The organism is Paraconexibacter algicola (genome assembly GCF_003044185.1).
Lineage (GTDB): Bacteria > Actinomycetota > Thermoleophilia > Solirubrobacterales > Solirubrobacteraceae > Paraconexibacter > Paraconexibacter algicola.
The window spans coordinates 2895718-2910109 of record NZ_PYYB01000001.1 but is presented as its reverse complement, the minus strand read 5'-3'; the positions used below and the strand labels follow the sequence as shown (position 1 = coordinate 2910109).

The 14392-nt window shown below is 74.3% G+C and carries 13 protein-coding genes; 5 read left to right on the top strand and 8 right to left on the bottom strand.

Translation table 11 applies throughout. The features are described 5' to 3' along the window. Positions 1-5 precede the first annotated feature (5 nt). Genes C7Y72_RS13695 through C7Y72_RS13685 form a run of 3 tightly spaced genes read right to left on the bottom strand, consistent with a single transcriptional unit; the run spans position 6 to position 2509 of the window. Entirely contained in the window at positions 6-1190 is a 1185-nt protein-coding gene (locus C7Y72_RS13695; RefSeq protein WP_107569415.1) for an AarF/UbiB family protein, read from the bottom strand. A 36-nt stretch (positions 1191-1226) separates the two neighbouring features. After that, the gene (locus C7Y72_RS13690; protein WP_107569413.1) at positions 1227-1598 is read right to left on the bottom strand and encodes an MmcQ/YjbR family DNA-binding protein; all 372 of its coding nucleotides are present in this window, start codon (positions 1596-1598) and stop codon (positions 1227-1229) included. A gap of 11 nt (positions 1599-1609) precedes the next feature. Beyond that, complete coding sequence (locus C7Y72_RS13685; protein ID WP_158276848.1) at positions 1610-2509, bottom strand: sugar phosphate isomerase/epimerase family protein; 900 nt, start codon at positions 2507-2509, stop codon at positions 1610-1612. Positions 2510-2768: 259 nt separating this feature from the next. On the opposite strand from C7Y72_RS13685, the gene C7Y72_RS13680 reads away from it, so the two are divergent. Further along, entirely contained in the window at positions 2769-4124 is a 1356-nt protein-coding gene (locus tag C7Y72_RS13680; protein WP_107569408.1) for a hypothetical protein, read from the top strand. 27 nt (positions 4125-4151) lie between these two features. Here the strand turns inward: C7Y72_RS13680 and C7Y72_RS13675 are convergent, their stop codons facing one another. Next, complete coding sequence (locus tag C7Y72_RS13675; protein WP_107569406.1) at positions 4152-6227, bottom strand: ABC-F family ATP-binding cassette domain-containing protein; 2076 nt, start codon at positions 6225-6227, stop codon at positions 4152-4154. Positions 6228-6262: 35 nt separating this feature from the next. On the opposite strand from C7Y72_RS13675, the gene C7Y72_RS13670 reads away from it, so the two are divergent. After that, complete coding sequence (locus C7Y72_RS13670) at positions 6263-6895, top strand: MSMEG_1061 family FMN-dependent PPOX-type flavoprotein (protein WP_107569404.1); 633 nt, start codon at positions 6263-6265, stop codon at positions 6893-6895. A gap of 6 nt (positions 6896-6901) precedes the next feature. On the opposite strand, the gene C7Y72_RS13665 is transcribed toward C7Y72_RS13670, so the two are convergent. Genes C7Y72_RS13665 through C7Y72_RS13655 form a run of 3 tightly spaced genes read right to left on the bottom strand, consistent with a single transcriptional unit; the run spans position 6902 to position 9645 of the window. After that, positions 6902-8077 carry a zinc-binding dehydrogenase gene (locus C7Y72_RS13665; RefSeq protein WP_107569402.1) on the bottom strand — a complete coding sequence of 392 codons (1176 nt, stop codon included), beginning with the start codon at positions 8075-8077 and terminating at the stop codon, positions 6902-6904. A gap of 41 nt (positions 8078-8118) precedes the next feature. Next, the gene (locus C7Y72_RS13660) at positions 8119-8886 is read right to left on the bottom strand and encodes an isocitrate lyase/PEP mutase family protein (RefSeq protein ID WP_107569400.1); all 768 of its coding nucleotides are present in this window, start codon (positions 8884-8886) and stop codon (positions 8119-8121) included. Between the two features lie 27 nt (positions 8887-8913). Next, positions 8914-9645 carry an enoyl-CoA hydratase/isomerase family protein gene (locus C7Y72_RS13655; RefSeq protein WP_107569398.1) on the bottom strand — a complete coding sequence of 244 codons (732 nt, stop codon included), beginning with the start codon at positions 9643-9645 and terminating at the stop codon, positions 8914-8916. A 30-nt stretch (positions 9646-9675) separates the two neighbouring features. On the opposite strand from C7Y72_RS13655, the gene C7Y72_RS13650 reads away from it, so the two are divergent. Beyond that, positions 9676-9945, top strand: coding sequence for a hypothetical protein (locus tag C7Y72_RS13650; protein WP_107569396.1), 270 nt, complete (start codon positions 9676-9678; stop codon positions 9943-9945). Positions 9946-10186: 241 nt separating this feature from the next. Next, positions 10187-12175 (top strand): SDR family oxidoreductase, encoded by a 1989-nt coding sequence (locus C7Y72_RS13645; RefSeq protein WP_107569394.1) that lies wholly within the window; start codon positions 10187-10189, stop codon positions 12173-12175. Here C7Y72_RS13645 and C7Y72_RS13640 read toward each other — a convergent pair. Continuing rightward, positions 12153-13415 (bottom strand): alpha/beta hydrolase, encoded by a 1263-nt coding sequence (locus C7Y72_RS13640; RefSeq protein WP_107569392.1) that lies wholly within the window; start codon positions 13413-13415, stop codon positions 12153-12155. The two genes, C7Y72_RS13645 and C7Y72_RS13640, sit on opposite strands and share 23 nt — an antisense overlap. A gap of 54 nt (positions 13416-13469) precedes the next feature. On the opposite strand from C7Y72_RS13640, the gene C7Y72_RS13635 reads away from it, so the two are divergent. Continuing rightward, positions 13470-14384, top strand: a complete 915-nt coding sequence (locus tag C7Y72_RS13635; protein ID WP_199223938.1) for a histone deacetylase family protein — start codon at positions 13470-13472, stop codon at positions 14382-14384. Positions 14385-14392: the final 8 nt, after the last annotated feature.

Genomic DNA, 14392 nt, shown 5'->3' with positions numbered 1-14392 from the left:
GGGGGTCAGTCCCAGCCGTCGCGGACCGCGTCGCGCGCGAGCGTCAGCCAGTCGAGCTCGACGCCGAGACGCACGACGAGCAGCGCGGCCTGCCCGAGCATCCGCAGCGGCCAGAGGTCCGTGGGGGCGACCGACGCGTGCGGCGCGAGCGCGAGCGCGTCGCCGATCCGGTCGTCGAGGCGCTCGAGCACGGCGGTCGCGGCGGCCGCGTCGACCGTGACGGGGCCGCCGGCGAGGAGCGGGCCGAGCAGCTCGCGGCCGAGCGCGACCGCGGTCGCGGCGTGCTCGGCGGGCAGGGCGCCGAGCGCCTGGAGCGCGCGGGCGCCGGCGGCGTCGTCCCCGGCGGCGAGCGCGTCGAGCCCGGCGAGCACGTGGTCGGCGCGGTCCCCGTCGATGCGGGCGACCGCACCGGCCTCGAGCAGCACGAGCCGCCCGGACCGGTCGAGCACGAGCGTCTCGGGCCGCAGGTCGGCGGCGACCGTCCCGTGGCGCACGGCGCCCCCCGCCAGCCGGACGAGCAGCTCGGCGGCGCGGGCGCGGTCGGCCCCGGTGGTCTCGAGGATCGGGGTGCCCGGGACGTGCGCGCGCACGAGGACCCCGGGGTGCGAGAGCTCGGTGACGGGCGCGGCGACGCCGAGGTCGTCGTGGCGGCGCAGCGCACGGTGCAGGCCGCGCTGCTGGGAGGCGACGGACTCCAGGTCGAGGTCGTCCATGACGCGCTCGCGGACCTCGCCGACGATCGCGGGGACGTCGACGGCGGGGAACACGGAGCGGGCCTGCCCGACGAGCTGGTCGGCGAGCGCGAGGTCGGCGCGGACGATCCCGGTCAGGCCGGGGCGCAGCACGGTCACGGCGACGGGCTCGCCGTCGCGCTCCCCGAGGTGGGTCTGGGTGGCGGGACCGACCGTCGCGGGCGTCTCGTCGAGGCGGTCGAGCTCGTCGGTGACCTTCCCGCCCCAGGCGTCGCGCAGGAGCTTCTCGACCTCCTTGTAGGGCAGCGGCGCCACGGCGTCGGCGGCCTCCTGCAGCTCGGCCCAGAGCTCCGCGCGCACCGCGGGCGGCAGCAGCTCTGGTGCGAGGAGGCCGTGGGCCTGGCCGAGCACGACCCGCATCGAGGTGGTCCCGCGGCCGATGGTCCGCGCGGCGGTGAGCAGCGCGCGGACGGCCTGGAGCTGACGATCGTCGGTCACGTCCCGCAGGCTACCCGCGCCGGGTGCCGGGGCCGCTCAGCCCGCGAGCCCGGGCCAGTCGAGCTCGCGCTGCACGCGCTTGGGGAGCTTCGCGACGACGAGGTCGTAGGAGTCCTCGAGCAGCTCGCGCAGGAAGCGGTCCGGGAGCGTCCCGTCGCAGACGACGGTGTTCCAGTGGCGCTTGTCGAGGTGGTAGCCGGGCCGGACCTGCTCGTGGGTCTCGCGCAGCTGCGCGGCGAGGTCGGGATCGCACTTGACGCTCATCGTCGGTGGCGTCCCGTCCTGCGGGACGAGCGCGAACATCTTGCCGCCGACCTTGAAGACCATGGTCTGCGGGCCGAACGGGAACGTCTCCTGCGCACCGGGCAGGGCGAGGCAGGCGGAGCGCAGGGCGGCGGCCGTCGTCACGGCCGCGAAGCCTACGCGGCGGCGATCCCGACGCTCGCGGGCCGCTCGCCGCGCAGCACGGCGCGGGACTGCTCGAACAGCTGCGGCAGCGAGGCGGGCCGGTGGGACGGCTCGATCTCGAGCATCAGCGGGGCGCGGTGGGCGAGCAGGACGTCGCGGACGCGGTCCCAGGGCAGCGTGCCCGCCCCCGGCGGCAGGTGCAGGTCCAGCCGCAGCGGGTCGACGCCGGGGAAGCCCAGGCCGTGACGGCGGGCGCCGAGGTTGTCGTGCACGTGGAAGAGGACGACCTCGGGCGCGACGCGGGCGACGACCGCCTCGAGGTCGGTGCCGTGCAGGCCGCTGGTGACGTGCGCGTGGCCGAGGTCGAGCAGCATGCCGACCGACGGGTTGCGCAGCCGCCGCACGAGGTCGTGGATGCGCAGCGGGTCGTGGGTGAGGCGCGGCGGGCCGGGGAAGACGGGCGCGAGGTTCTCGACCGCGACGGTGACGCCGAGCGCGTGGGCGCGCTTGCCGAGCCGCGCGAGGGCCCGCTCCTCCCCTTCGGCGCGCAGCCGCGAGCGCTCGCCCGCGGGGCCGTCGGCGTCGAGGTGGTTCAGGCCGTGGTAGACGACGATCTCGGCGCGGGCCTCGACGGCGTAGTCGAGCAGGCCGTCGAAGGCACGGTCGTGGTCCAGGGCGCCGAGCGCGAGGTCGTCGGGCCCGTGCAGCAGCAGCCGCAGCCCGGTGGGCTCGAGCGCGGCGCGGACGCCGCGGGCGTGCAGCCGCAGCCGCTCGCGGTCGCAGAGCATCTCCTTCGGGGGCGTGTGGATCTGCACCCAGCCGAAGCCGGAGGCCTCGATGCCCTTCAGGGCGGCCGTGGTCGGCCACGTCTCGCGATGGACGTTGATCCCCATGCGCGCGTGCAGGTCCATGAATCGAGCGTCCTCCCCGGACCGGGGTCTGCCGTGACCGGCCGGTGACCGTGCGGTGAAGATCGTGTGACCGGCCATGGACGCGACGCCGGGCGCACCGGGCTCGCACCCCACGACATCCGTCCAGCGGGCCCTTCAGGTCACCGGGGATGGCGCCGATGCGCTCCCCGGTAGGGGCCCGCAACCGGGTCCGGAGAAGGGCACCGAACCGCGTCCCACAGCAGCGTCGCGGTGCCCGTGAGGGGAGTCACCGACAACCATGAACCATCAGATCAAGCGCTCCGGCACGGTCGCCGCGATCGCCGCACTGTCCATCGGCGCCACCGCCGGCGTGACCGCCTCGGCGGCCAGCGCCGCCCAGGCGCCCGTCACCCCGTCGGGGGTCGGCACGCAGCGCATCCTCGGGCTCGGCAGCCTGCCGGTCCTGGGCCCGGTGCTCACCCCGATCCTCCAGCAGGTGACCTCGACGCTGCCCGCCCCGCTGGCGCAGACGCTCGAGTCGCTGCCCGCGGTCGACCTCGGCACGATCATCGCCAACGCGAACCCGACGCAGCTCACGACGATCCTCGACGGGCTGTCGCTCGACGCGCTCACCCAGGCGCTGACCGTGCTCGACCTGCCGCTGCTCGGGGACGTGCTCGACACGGCGCTCGGCCAGACCGACGGGCTGAACCTCGTCGCGAACCTCCTGACCGGCGCGTCGGGCGGCGACCTGACCGCGCTGCTCGGGGCGCTCGACCCGACCCAGCTCGGGGATCTCGTCAACACGCTGCTGCCCGCCCCTCTCGCCGGGGTCCTGGGCGGGGCGACGGGCGGTGACCTCACCACGCTCGTCGGCGCGCTGGACCCGGCGAAGATCACGGAGCTGCTGGCGCTCGGCAACGGCCTGCCGCTCGGCTCGCTCGTGACCGGCCTGACGGGCACGCTCTCCGGTGCGGCGCCGAGCGCGGCCGGGCTCGCGAACCCGCTCGCCCAGCTGCAGGCGCTGCTGGCCGGCCTGCCGGTCGGGGCGAACCTGCTGCAGCTCGACAGCCTCCTGGGCACGGTCAACGGCCTGCTGACGACGACCGGCGTCGCGGACCTCCCGGTCGTCGGACCGCTGCTGGAGTCGGTGACCCGCGTCCAGGCGACGAGCGGCACGACGCCCGCGCTGACGACGCTCGCCTCGACGCTGTCGTCGCTGCTGGGCTCGCGTCCCGGCTCGACGCCGCTGAAGCCGACGACCACGACGACGAAGCCGTCGGCCACGACGCCGGGCTCGACGTCGCGGCCCGGCGCGGCCGCGAGCGCGCGGGCCCGGGCCACGATCGGCAAGGCACTGCTGACGAAGAGCCGCAAGTCGGCGTCGTTCACGGTGAGCTGCCCGAAGCTGGCGGCGAAGGGCTGCGTCGTGCAGGTCAGCGCCTCGCTGGCGGGGACGAAGGTCCTCAAGCCGCGCTGGATCGCGGTCCTGTCGGGCAGCTCCCAGAAGGTCAGCGTGAAGCTCTCGCGCGCCGTGACCAAGCGGCTGGTGGCCAAGGGCGGGACGCTGACGTTCCGCGCCTCGACCGCCGCGACCTCCGGCGGCGCGGTGACGAAGGCCCTGAAGGTGAAGAAGACGGCGAAGCGGCGCTAGGCGCCGGTCCGGGCGGAGACTCGAGGCTCAGGCGGTCGCCTGGGCCTCGAACTCCTCGAGCGCCGCGTACGCGGCCTCGACGGCCCGCTTGGCCGCGGTGTGCTTCGCGGTCGACTTGGCGCTCTCGTAGGGCGTCGCCCACGCCTCGGGCGCGGCGAGCTCCTCCTCGGTGCTGACCAGCGCGGCCTCCGCGTCCTCGATCGCCCGCTCGAGCTTCTGCTGCATCCGCAGCCGGTTCTTCGACGGCGCCTTCTTCGTGGCGGCCGCCCCGTTGGTCGCGCCCGCGGCTGCCGTCGTGGCCCCCGTCTCCCCGCCGATCCGGGAGCGGGACGGCGCGGCCGAGCCGCCACCGCCGCGCGGCGCGGCCGCCGACGTCGGGGCGTCGTCGGAGCGGCGCGCGGCCATCCCGTCGGGCCGCCGCTCGTCGGCGGCGAACCGCGCGGACGCGCGGCCCATCGCGGGCGGCCGCGGCAGGTCGCCGTCGTCGATGCCGGCGGCGAGCCGCGCCTGCCGCTCGGTGAAGTACTCCTGCCAGCCGCCGACGTAGGAGCGCAGGCCGTAGCGCTCGACGGCGATCGTGCGGGTGCCGACGGCCTCGAGCAGCGCGCGGTCGTGGCTGACGAGGATGAGCGCCCCGTCGAACGCGGTCAGCGCGTCCTCGAGCGCCTCGCGGCTCTCGATGTCGAGGTGGTTGGTCGGCTCGTCGAGGATCAGCACGTTCGCGCCGGAGGCGACGAGGATCGCCAGCGACAGCCGCTGCCGCTCGCCGCCGCTGAGGCCGTCGAGCGGCTTCTCCTGCTCCTCGCCGCTGAACAGGAACTTCCCCAGCAGCGATCGCGCCTCGTTCGGGGACAGCCCGGTGCGCTTGACCGCCGCCTCCGCGACGGTGCGGGCCCCGTCCTTCTCGAGCTCGTCGCCGTGCTGGGAGAGGTAGCCGACCTTGACGTTGTGGCCGGTGCGCAGCTTGCCCGCGTCGAACACGCGCTGCCCGGTGAGGGCGCTGACGAGCGTCGACTTGCCGGTGCCGTTGGAGCCGACGAGCGAGACGTGCTCGCCGCGCTCGAGCCACAGCTCGGCGTCGTGCAGCAGCACCTTCGGCGGCTCGCCGACCTCGAGGTGCGCGCCGTCGAGCTCGAAGATGACGCGGCCGGTGCGCTCGGCCTTCTTGAACTGGAAGCCCATCTCGCGGGTGTCGCGCGGGTCGCGCTCGATCTTCTCGATCTTGTCGAGCGCCTTGACCCGGGACTGGGCCTGCTTGGCCTTCGTCGCCTTCGCGCGGAACCGCTCGACGAACGCCTCCATGCGCGCGATCTCCTTCTGCTGCTTGTCGATCGCGCGGCCGAGCGCGAGCTCGCGCGCCGCCTGCTCCTTGCGCCACTGGTGCCAGGTGCCCTTGAAGAAGCGGGTGCGGCCGGCCTCGACCTCGAGCACGCAGGTGCCGACGGCCTCGAGGAACCAGCGGTCGTGCGCGACCATGATGACGGCGGCGTCGAGCGCGACGAGCTTCTGCTCGAGCCACTCCAGCGACTCGATGTCGAGGTGGTTGGTGGGCTCGTCGAGCAGCAGCAGGTCGGGGGACGCGGCGAGCGCGCGGGCCAGCGACGCGCGGGTGATCTGCCCGCCGGAGAAGGTGTGCAGCGGCCGGTCGAGATCGTCCTCGACGAACCCGAGGCCGTGGATGACGCCGTTGGTGGCGTCGCGCCAGCCGTACCCGCCGGCGGCCTCGAAGCGCGCCTGGGCGTCGGCGTAGCGGCTGAAGACGCTCTCGTCGCCTTCCCCCATGCGCGCCTCGAGCGCGGCGAGCTCCGCCTCGAGCTCCAGCGGCTCGGTGCAGGCGCTGAGCACGTAGTCGCGCAGCGTGACGTCCTGGTCGCGCGGCGGGCGCTGGTCGTGCAGCACGACCTTGCAGTTCTTCTCCAGGACGAGCTCGCCGCCGTCGATCGACGTGTCGCCGGCGAGCATCCGCAGCAGCGTCGTCTTGCCGGCGCCGTTGCGCCCGGCGATCGTGAGGCGGTCCTTGCGCTCGAGCTTGAACGACACGCCGCGCAGCAGCGGGGTGCCCGACATGTCCTTCGCGAGGTCGGAGGCGATCATCACGGCCATACGACCCCCATGGTAGGCGGCGCTAGGGTCGGGCGATGCCCGCCTTCCAGGAGCTGATCACGTCGGAGGAGGGGCTGCGCGAGCTCGTGCCCCCGCCGCCGGCGACGCGGCTGTCGCGGTCCAAGGAGCTGCGCGAGCTCGACGAGCACGCGCGCGCGTGGATCGCCGCGTCGCCGCTGGTGCTCGTCGCGAGCGCCGACGCGGACGGGCGCTGCGACGTGTCGCCCCGGGGCGGCCCGGCGGGCTGGGCGCGGGTGCTGGACGACCACCGGATCGCGCTGCCGGACGCTCCCGGCAACGGCCGGATCGACACGCTGCGCAACGTCGTGCAGACCGGTCGCGCGGGACTGCTGTTCGTGGTCCCCGGCCGCCGCGACGTGCTGCGGGTCAACGGGTCGGCGTGCGTGACGCGGGACCCGGAGGCGCTGGAGGGGATCCCGGGCTCCCCGCGGCTGGCGCTCGGCGTCGTCGCCGAGGAGGTGTTCTTCCACTGCGCGAAGGCGCTGCTGCGCAGCGGCGTCTGGGACCCGGACGGCTGGCCGGCGCCGGACGCGCTGGCGCCGTTCTCGGTGGTGCTGCGCGACCATGCGGCGCGCAACGGCAACGACGTGGACCTCGACGATGCCGAGGCCCAGATCGTGGAGTCGCTCGCGACCCGGATGTGGTGAGTCCGCTCAGGGCGCGACGGGCTCGGCGGCGTCGCTGCGCGGGTCGACGAGGATCTTCGCGAACGCCTCCGGGTCGGCGAGCGCGGTGAACGCGGCGTCGACGCCCTCGAGGCCGACCGTCGCGGACAGCAGCGGCCGGGGGTCGACCTTCCCGTCGGCGAGCAGGTGGAGGGTGTCGCGGAACTCCAGCGGCGTGTAGCCGATGACGAACCGCAGGTCGACCTCCTTGTTGATCGCCATCGCCGGGGTGATCTGGTCCGTGCCGACGCAGACGCCGACGACCACGACGCGCGAGTACATCGGAGCGCTGGAGACGAGCTGATCGATGACGCCGGGGACGCCGACGCACTCGAAGATCACCGGGTGCTTGGGCTCGATGCCGAGCTTCTCGGCGAGGCGGAAGCCGGGCCAGGGGCCGAACGGCAGCTTCGAGAGCTTCTCGGTCGCGCCGACGGCGAGCTCGAGCGCCTCGGGGATCGTGGTGAGGTGGTCCTTGGACGGAGCCGCGGCGAACGGGTCCGTCTCGCGCGGGTCGACGACGACGTCCGCGCCGCAGCGGCTGGCGAGCGCACGCCGGCCCGGCGAGTAGTCGCTGGCGACGACGGTGCGCACCCCGCGCGCCTTGAGCATGAGGATGACCCCGAGGCCGACGGGACCGCAGCCGATCACGATCGCGACCTGCCCCTTGCCGACCTCGCCGCGGCGGACCGCGTGGTAGGCGACGGCCATCGGCTCGGTCAACGCGGCGACCTCGACGTCCAGCCCGTTGGGGACCGGGAGCATCAGGGACCGCTCGACGAGCACCTGCTCCGCGTAGGCGCCGGGGGCGTGCTGGGAGAGGCCCAGGGTGTCGACGCCGCCGCCGGCCCCGCCCGCGCGCAGCAGCGGGAACGCCACGACCGGCGTTCCCGCGGGGACGTCGGCCTTGGTCTTCGGGCCGTACTCGGCGACCGCGCCGCAGAACTCGTGGCCGAACACGACCTGCTGGTCGGAGCGGCCGAAGCGGTCGTACCCGCACGCCGCGGTCATGTCGGCCCAGTCGTCGATCCCGTGCCGCGCGTGCAGGTCCGAGCCGCAGATGCCGCAGCGCAGGACCTCCAGGCGGACCTGCCCGCGCTGCGGGACGGGATCGGGCAGCTCCTCGACGGTGAGCTCGGCGTTCTGGCAGACGACGGCGCGCATGCGCGCACCCTCTCACGAACGCGACCGTTCAGGGAGGTCGCTCAGGGTGCCGGCGGGCGGAACGCCAGGGCCTGCGGGTAGGCGCCGCGCGCGTGCAGCGTGGTGGCCGCGTCGCTCAGCGCCTGCGCGGCGAGCCCCATGGTCCCCGGGCCGAACGACACGCGCGCGACCCCCAGCGACGCGAGCTCGGCCAGCGACGGGGACGCCGGGCCCGCGACGACCGACAGCCGCCCCTCGAACGCCTGCGCGAGCATCCCGATCGTCTGCGCGTCGCGGACGCCGGGCACGAAGACGCAGTCCGCGCCCGCCTCGAGGTACGCGACCCCCGCGTCCATCGCGCGGGCCCGGACCCCGTCGCCCTTGAGGTACTCGTCCGTCCGCGCGTTGATCACGAATCCGACCCCGGCGGCGTCGCCCGCGGCCCGGGCGGCCATCACGCGGGCGACGTGCTCGTCGATCCCCTCCGCCTTGTCCTCGAGGTTCGCGCCGACGACGCCCACGGCGATCGCGGCGGCGACGGTCGAGCCGGTGTCCCCGTAGCCGGACTCGAGGTCGGCGGTGACGGGCAGGTCGGTCGCGGACGCGATCACCGACACCGCGGCGAGCATCTCCTCGACCGGGATCTGCTCCCCGTCGGCGTAGCCGCGCGCCTCCGCGATCGAGTGCGACGCGGTCGCGAGCGCCTCGCAGCCGGGCGTCGCGGCGACGGTCCGGGCGCTCCACCCGTCCCAGACGTTGACGACGACCAGCGGGTCGCCGGGGCGGTGCGCGGCGCGGAGGGTGTCGGCGAGGGCGGCGAGATCGGACATGCCCCCAGCCTACGGGCGGGGGCGTCCTCAGCCGCGCGGGGCCTGCGGCAGGCCGCCGCCGTCGCGCTGGAACGCGACCAGGCGCGCGTTCTCGCGCGCGACGCGCTCGGGCAGCGGCAGCGCCTCGTACTCGCGGAACATCGCCTTCAGCGTGCGCAGGCCGTCCGCGTCGTTGGCGACGAGCTGCTCGGCGAGCTCGATCGCCGCGGCCTCGGCCTGCGCCTCGGGCGCGGTGCGGTGCAGCAGGTGCAGGCGGGCCGCCTCCTCCATGCCGACGACGCGCCCGGTGAAGACGAGGTCCTTCGCGACCGACAGGCCGACGAGCGGCGCGAGCCGCGCCGGACCGACCGGCACGCCGAGGCGCGCGCCCGCCCACGCGAGCTTCAGGTTGTCGCCACCGACGCGCAGGTCGCAGCCGGCGGCGAGCTCGGCGCCCGCCCCGACGACGTTGCCGACGCACACCGCGACGGTCGGGACCGGGAGCGCCTCGAACCGCGCGTAGACCTCGGCGAACAGCTCCATCCGCTCGACGCCCTCGGCGGGCGTGAGCTGCTCGCCGACGTCCGCGCCGGCGCACAGCGCGCGGGTCGCGGTGGTCGACACGACGACGACCCGGAGGGCCGGATCGGCCTCCAGCTCGGCGAGCGCCGCGAGCAGCTCCCGCAGCGTCGCGCGGTCGAGCGCGTTGCGGACCTCGGGGCGGTCCAGGCGCAGGATCTCGATCCCGGCGCCGAGGCGTTCTCTGGCGAGCGACGACATGACCCCCTCGTTCTATACGATTGCCGGGCCATGACCGCGTTCGCCCGCATCGCCCTCACCACCTGCGTCACCTTCGCGCTGCTCGCCCCGTCCGCCTTCGCGCAGGCGTCCGGCGAGGGGCTCTACGGCGAGACCAACGACCGGGTCGTCACGAAGGCCGGGTTCATCCTGATCGCGTTCTTCCCGCTGTTCATCCTCACGATGTCGCTGATCCAGTGGAAGCTGGAGAAGCGCAAGGACGAGAAGAAGGCGGCGGCCAAGAGCCGCGCCAACGACGAGATCTGGAAGGGCGGCTGGTAGACCGGCCCCCGGGCGCGCCCGGCGTGCCCGTCCCCCAGCAGGTTCTTCACATGGCCTCGCGGATCCTCCGCGAGGCTTTGTCGTGCGGCCCGTCGACCCGGCCGCCGCTGCAGTCTCCGCGCCCCGCCTGAAGCCCCTCCCTCCGGCTTGCGGGGCGCGTCGCGTCGAGGCCCCGGCGGGACCACCGGCGTTCCGGATAGGGTCGCCCGAGTTCGTCGGTTCCGCGGGAGAGAGAGGCTGTATGTCGTACGTCGTGACGGGCGCGACCGGGTTCATCGGTCGGCACCTGGTGGCCGAGCTGCTGGCCAACCGCAAGGGGGACGTCCACGTCCTCGTGCGCAGCGGGTCGAAGAAGAAGCTCGCCGCGCTGATGGAGGGCTGGGGTCCGCAGGCGGCCAAGCGCGTCAAGCCGGTCGTGGGCGACCTGGCGAAGCCGCGGCTGGGCGTGTCGAAGAAGTGGATCGCCGAGCACCAGGGGAAGATCGGGCACGTCTTCCACCTCGCGGCCATCTACGACATGACCGCCGACGACGCGACGAACGAGCTGCTGAACACGGGCGGCACGCGGCACGCGGTCGAGTTCGCCAACGCGGTCGGCGCCGGGATCTTCCACCACACCTCCAGCGTCGCGGCGGCGGGCGCGCACCGCGGCCTGTTCCGCGAGGACATGTTCGACGAGGGGCAGAAGCTCCCGTCCGCCTACCACCGCACGAAGTTCGAGAGCGAGAAGATCGCCCGGACCGAGACCGAGATCCCGTTCCGGGTCTACCGGCCCGCCGTCGTCGTCGGCCACTCGCAGACCGGCGAGATGGACAAGATCGACGGCCCGTACTACTTCTTCAAGCTGATCCAGAAGCTCCGCGACGCGATGCCGCCGTGGCTGCCCCTGGTCGGCCCGGAGCTCGGGCACACGAACATCGTGCCGGTCGACTTCGTCGCGAAGGCGATGGACCACATCGCCCACCAGAAGGGCCTCGACGGCCAGGCGTTCCACCTGACGGCGCCGAAGTCGATCCGCTCCGGCGAGGTGCTGAACATCTTCGCGCGCACCGCGCACGCCCCGCAGTTCGCGATCCGCGTCGACAAGAAGCTCACCGACGCGCTGCCCAAGGGCACGATCTCGATGCTGCTGAAGCTCCCGGCCCTCAAGGGCATCCGCGACGGCATCCTCAAGGACGTCGGGATCCCGCCGGAGGTCGTCGAGCACGTCGGCTTCAGCTGCCAGTTCGACACGCGCGACACCGAGCGGGCGCTGAAGGGCTCCGGGATCGCCGTGCCGCCGCTGGAGGACTACGCGGACGTGCTGTGGCAGTACTACGAGCGCCACCTCGACCCCGAGCTGTTCAAGGACCGCTCCTTCGAGGCCGCGGTCCGGGGGAAGATCGTGATGATCACCGGCGCCTCGTCGGGGATCGGCGAGGAGGCCGCGCGCAAGTTCGCGGCCGCGGGCGCGATCCCGCTGCTCGTCGCGCGGTCGCTCGACAAGCTCGAGGCGCTGCGCGACGACCTCGTGCGGGCCGGTGGCACCGCCCACGTCTACAGCGCGGACCTGACGAGCCTCGACTCGATCGAGGACCTCGCGCAGCGCGCGCTGGCCGACCACGGCCGCGTCGACATCCTCGTGAACAACGCGGGCCGGTCGATCCGCCGCTCGATCAACCTCTCGCACGACCGCTTCCACGACTTCGAGCGGACGATGCAGCTGAACTACTTCGGCGCGATCAAGCTCGTCATGTGCCTGCTGCCGTCGATGCAGGAGAACCGCTTCGGCCAGGTCATCAACGTCAGCTCGATCGGCGTGCAGACCTCTCCCCCGCGCTTCAGCGCGTACATCGCGTCGAAGAGCGCGCTGGACGGATGGACGCGCGTGGTGTCCTCCGAGGTCATCGGCGACAACGTGCACTTCACGACGATCCACATGCCGCTCGTGCGGACGCCGATGATCGCCCCGACGAAGATGTACGACTCGTTCCCGACGATCAGCCCGTCGGAGGCGGCGGACATGATCTGCGAGGCGGCGCGCTCCCGGCCCAAGCAGATCAACACGAAGCTCGGGACGGCGGGCGAGGTCCTCTACGCGCTCGCCCCGAAGGTCTCCGACCAGATCCTCCACATGGCCTACAAGGTCTTCCCCGACTCTGCGGCCGCGCGCGGCGAGAAGGACGAGAGCGAGAAGGCGAGCATCGAGCAGGTCGCGATGGCGACGGTCATGAAGGGCGTCCACTGGTGAGCCGCAGGGTGCGCTCGCGCACCCACGGCACGTAGCCGTCCGGCCGGGCGTCGATCCGTAGACGGGTCACCGCCCGGCCGACCGTCAGCGTCAGCCGCCGCGTCCCGGGCGCGACCCGGCGGACGACGCGGCGCGTCCCGGCCAGCACCCGGATCTCGCCGGGTGCCTGCGCGGCGAGCGTCACGGTCACGCGGTCCCGCGCGCGGCGGGCGGTGGCCCCGGTGAGGACGCGGCCGCGGCCGTCGAGGTCCGCGCAGTCGGGGCGCAGGAAGCAGCGCAGCGGCGGGATCTCCCGGGTCGGCGTGCCGCTGCGGGTGAGGATCGCCGGCGCGACGAGCGCGAACGCGGCGAGGTCGACGCCGTCGAAGAACAGCTTCCCGCAGGCGCTGCGGTCCGCGCGCGCGACGACCGCCGGTCCCGGGTGCCCGAGCGCGTCGGTGGTCAGCGCGAACGCGGCCGCGTCACCCGCCATGAGGATGTGGTCCTGGCCGGTGGGCATGCGCCGTCCCGGGCACAGGTCCTGGATCTGCACCGAGGTCATGCCGCGCTGCTCGTTGGCGGCCGGCTGCGGCGTGACGGTCGCGTCGGCGAGCGTGCCGATCGCGGTGTAGGAGGGGCCGGGTGGCAGCGCGCGGCGCGCGAGCGCGGTGAGGAGCTCCGAGCCCGTGGCGATCTGGTGGAACGCCGGGACGCAGCCCTCGGGACGCGCGCACTCCGCGGTGATGGCGGTCGAGCCGCGGTCGTAGGCGCCGACCAGGCCGACGAGGTCGTCGACCATCGCGGCGAGGTCCGGCCAGATCCGCAGTGCGAACACGGGCTGGAACGCGCCCTGGCTCTGCCCGACGATCGACAGGCGGCGCCCGCCGGCGCGGCGGTGCACCTCGCGGATCGCGGTCGCGACGTACTCGGCGCTGCGCTGCACGTCGACGTAGCCGAAGCCGGGCATCGTGACCGTGCAGACGGCGTGGCCGCGGCGCAGCAGCACGGGCTGGTGGTTGCTCGGCCAGTTCTCCTGCGAGGTCACGCCGGTGCCGTGCACGAGCAGGACGGGCGTCGCGACCGAGGTCGCCGGGTCCCCCAGGCAGCTGATCGCGGCCAGGCGCTGCGGCAGCGGCTCGGTCATCACCGGGCCGGGCTCGGCGGACGCGGCGGCGGGCGCGGCGGCGAGGGCGAGCAGCGCGGCGAGCGCGGCCCGGCGGGCGGGACGTCGGCGCGGACGGACCTGAACGATCGTGTTCATCAGGGCGCGCATGCTCCCACAGGGCCGGGGTCCGGTGCTTGCCATGATGGGTGGGTGCTGCGGGTGTGGACCCACGCCGATCACCCGTTCCCGCTCCCGGAGCGCCACCGCTACCCGCTCGCGAAGTACGCGCTGCTGCGCGACGCGGTGCTGGCGCACGGCCTCGCGACGCGCGCGGACACCCCCGCGGAGATCTCCTGGGAGGCGCTGCTGCGCGTGCACGACCGCGCGTTCCTTGAGCGGATGCGCACCGGCGCGCTGGACCGCCGCGAGTCGCGCGTGCTCGGGCTGCCGTGGTCGCCGGAGCTCGTCGAGCGCGCCCGGCGCGGGACACGCGGCACGCTGCGCGCGGCCCGCGACGCGCTGGACGGCCAGACGATCGGCGTCATGCTCGGCGGCGGCACGCACCACGCGGGCCGCGCGAGCGCGCGGGGCTACTGCCTGTTCAACGACCTCGCGGTGACGACGACCGAGCTGCGTCGCGAGGGGCGCCTGCGGCGCGTCCTCGTCGTCGACTGCGACGTGCACCAGGGCGACGGCACCGCCGAGCTGCTCACCCCCGACCCGGAGGCGTACACGCTCAGCCTCCAGTGCGAGCGCAACTACCCGTTCACGCGGATCCCCAGCGACCTCGACGTCGAGCTGCCCACCGGGACCGGCGACGACCTCTACCTCAGCTCGCTGGAGCGGGCGCTGGCGATCGCGGTGCGCGAGTCGCGCCCCGAGATCGTCCTCTACCTCGCCGGCGCCGACCCGTGGGAGGGCGACGACCTCGGGCGCCTGTCGCTCACCAAGGCCGGGCTGCTTGCGCGCGACGAGCTCGTCCTCGACGCGGCGCTGGCCGCCGGGGTCCCGGTCGTCGTCACGCTCGCCGGCGGCTACCCGCCCGACGTGCACGACGGCGTGGAGATCAACCTCGCCACCGTCCGTGCGGCGGCGGCACGGGCGCGCCCGCTGCCCTCGCCGTAGCCCGGTGG

Coding starts and splice junctions, on each gene's coding strand:
- C7Y72_RS13645 (WP_107569394.1), top strand. CDS start 10,187: ATGTCGTACGTCGTGACGGGCGCGACCGGGTTCATCGGTCGGCACCTG.
- C7Y72_RS13670 (WP_107569404.1), top strand. CDS start 6,263: ATGCCCGCCTTCCAGGAGCTGATCACGTCGGAGGAGGGGCTGCGCGAG.
- C7Y72_RS13660 (WP_107569400.1), bottom strand. CDS start 8,886: ATGTCCGATCTCGCCGCCCTCGCCGACACCCTCCGCGCCGCGCACCGC.
- C7Y72_RS13650 (WP_107569396.1), top strand. CDS start 9,676: ATGACCGCGTTCGCCCGCATCGCCCTCACCACCTGCGTCACCTTCGCG.
- C7Y72_RS13680 (WP_107569408.1), top strand. CDS start 2,769: ATGAACCATCAGATCAAGCGCTCCGGCACGGTCGCCGCGATCGCCGCA.
- C7Y72_RS13640 (WP_107569392.1), bottom strand. CDS start 13,415: ATGAACACGATCGTTCAGGTCCGTCCGCGCCGACGTCCCGCCCGCCGG.
- C7Y72_RS13685 (WP_158276848.1), bottom strand. CDS start 2,509: ATGGACCTGCACGCGCGCATGGGGATCAACGTCCATCGCGAGACGTGG.
- C7Y72_RS13655 (WP_107569398.1), bottom strand. CDS start 9,645: ATGTCGTCGCTCGCCAGAGAACGCCTCGGCGCCGGGATCGAGATCCTG.
- C7Y72_RS13665 (WP_107569402.1), bottom strand. CDS start 8,077: ATGCGCGCCGTCGTCTGCCAGAACGCCGAGCTCACCGTCGAGGAGCTG.
- C7Y72_RS13675 (WP_107569406.1), bottom strand. CDS start 6,227: ATGGCCGTGATGATCGCCTCCGACCTCGCGAAGGACATGTCGGGCACC.